Here is a 2241-nt window from a genome sequence, read left to right as displayed (position 1 = left end):
ACCCGTCAACGAGAAAATGAAACTTTCTGGCGTTTTCGTGACAGGAACCCCTGAAACCCGCAGAAATCTGCGGTTTACGGCTTCTCAATAGGGGCATGCGATATGCCGATTGTGACCGAATCAACGCTCGAATCGCCGAATCAGGCCCCGGAATCGCTCCGGAATCAGGTGCGAAAGGCCGTGATCTGGCGTTCGGGCACGCAGATTCTCGGGCAGCTGCTCACCTGGTCGTCCACTTTCCTGGTCATCCGGATCCTCGCACCCGCCGATTACGGGCTGTTCGCGATGACCCAGGTGGTGCTGGTGCTGCTCAACATGCTCAACGGCTATGGGCTGGCGAGCGCGCTCATCCAGCGCGAGGATGCCGGGCCCCGCGCGCAGCGCCAGCTGTTCGGGATGCTGCTGCTGCTCAATGGCGGGCTGGCGCTGCTGCAGTTCGTGGCCGCGCCGCTCGCCGCGGCCTATTATCGCCAGCCCATGGTAGCCGAGCTGTTGCGGGTGCAGGCCGTGCTGTACCTGACCACACCCTTCATAGCGCTCCCTTATGCGCTGCTCGCGCGGAGCATGGACTTCGCCAAGCAGGCGCAGGTCAATTTCGTTTCCGCGCTCGCCGGAGCAATCACCGCGCTGGCCGGCGCCTATTGCGGCTGGGGCGTATGGACGCTGGTCGCCGCGCCGATCATGCTGTTCGCGACGCGCGCCGTCGGCATGACGATTGCAGCACGGGCGCTGGTCTGGCCGAGCTTCGACTTTCGCGGCGCGGGCGACATGGCGCGCTATGGCGGGGTGATGGCGGCGGGGCAGGTCTTCTGGTTCCTGCAGAGCCAGGCCGATGTGTTCATCGCCGGGCGCATGTTCGACCCGCACCTGCTCGGCATCTATACGACCAGCCTATTCCTCACCCAGATCTTCGTCTCGAAGTTCGTGCCGCCGCTCAACGAAGTCGCCTTCTCCGCCTATGCCAAGATGCGCGACGATCCTGCGGCGGTAGCGGCCGCCTTCGTGCGGGGCGCGCAGCTGATCCTGCTTGCCGCCATGCCCTTCTATATCGGGCTGGCCGCGACCGCCGAGCCGCTGGTCGCGGTCGTGCTCGGACCGAAATGGGCGGAGGCGGCACCGGTGGTCCACGGCCTGGCGCTGGTGATGCCGCTGATGACGCTGCAGGTACTGTTCGCTCCCGCCAGCGACGCGCGCGGACGGCCGGGGATCAGCGCACGCAACGGGGCGACAGGCGCGATCTTCCTGCCGATCGCCTTTCTGATCGGAGTGCATTGGGGGATACTGGGCCTGGTCGCCGCCTGGTACGTCGCCTATCCGCTGTACCTCGCCTTTTCGGCGCACCGCACGCTGCCGGCGATCGGCGTCGGCTATGCGCGGCTCGTTCGGGCGATCGCCGCGCCGGTATTCGCGGCCCTCGCGATGGGCCTGATCGTCACGCTGGTCGACCGCGAGCTGCCACCGATCGCCCCCCTGCCCCGGCTGGGCCTGCTCGTAACCGTCGGTGGCGCGAGCTATGTCGCGCTGCTGTTTTTCTTCGCCCGCGAGACGCTGACCGGCGCGGTGGCCCTGGTCCGTAACCGCGCCGGCTGAGCGTTCACGCCGCCTGGATATAGGCGCGCATTGCCTCGGCCTCGGATTCGATGCGGTCGATCCGATACTTCACCAGATCGCCGATCGAGATGAATCCGATGCACGCCTCCCCCTCGATCACCGGCAGATGGCGGATGCGCCGCCGCGTCATCAGCGCCAGCGCGCCGAGCACGGTTTCCTGCGGCGTCACCGTAATCGCCGGCGCCGTCATCACCTGCGAGACCGGCAGTTCAAGGCCGATCGCACCCTCGCGCTCGATACAGTGGATCACGTCCCGCTCGGAAAAGACCCCGGCCACCTGCCCGTTCTGGAGGACCGGCACCGCGCCGATCCGACGTGCTGCAAGCAGCGCCACCGCCTCGGCTACGGTGCGGTTCGAGGCGATCGACACGACGTCACGCCCCTTGCCTTCGAGGATTGTCGCGATGGTCATCGCATTCTCTCCTTGGCTTTCATTTTTTAGGCGTTGTGTATCCCACGATTCGGCCCAAGTTGCAAAAACATGGAACAGCCCGATGGACTCGACGACCCCCACTATGCCGCCTTCGCCTGGGGGCGGTTCCGCCGCATCCTCTGGGGGATGGCGGCCGTTGCCCTTTTAGCCGCTGGAATTGCGGAATATTGGCTGGGGGGGGGGGGGGGGGGGGGGGG

General features: G+C 66.2%; 2 protein-coding genes. One reads left to right on the top strand and one right to left on the bottom strand.

The genetic code is table 11. The annotated features are described in order from the left end of the window. Positions 1 to 102: 102 nt before the first annotated feature. On the top strand, positions 103 to 1590 hold the full coding sequence (locus KK7_RS0117950) for a lipopolysaccharide biosynthesis protein (protein WP_010546024.1): 1488 nt from the start codon (positions 103 to 105) through the stop codon (positions 1588 to 1590). Positions 1591 to 1594: 4 nt separating this feature from the next. Here the strand turns inward: KK7_RS0117950 and KK7_RS0117945 are convergent, their stop codons facing one another. After that, positions 1595 to 2023: a CBS domain-containing protein gene (locus KK7_RS0117945; RefSeq protein ID WP_010546023.1), complete on the bottom strand. Its 429-nt coding sequence runs from the start codon at positions 2021 to 2023 to the stop codon at positions 1595 to 1597. Between the last annotated feature and the right edge of the window lie 218 nt (positions 2024 to 2241).

The sequence above is a fragment of the Sphingomonas elodea ATCC 31461 genome (assembly GCF_000226955.1).
Taxonomy (GTDB): domain Bacteria; phylum Pseudomonadota; class Alphaproteobacteria; order Sphingomonadales; family Sphingomonadaceae; genus Sphingomonas; species Sphingomonas elodea.
The sequence above is the reverse complement of the archived record's forward strand: the minus strand, read 5'-3'. Positions and strand labels throughout refer to the sequence as shown.

Excerpts from the sequence above, each read along its gene's own strand:
- KK7_RS0117950 (WP_010546024.1), top strand. The coding sequence starts at position 103 with ATGCCGATTGTGACCGAATCAACGCTCGAATCGCCGAATCAGGCCCCG.
- KK7_RS0117945 (WP_010546023.1), bottom strand. The coding sequence starts at position 2,023 with ATGACCATCGCGACAATCCTCGAAGGCAAGGGGCGTGACGTCGTGTCG.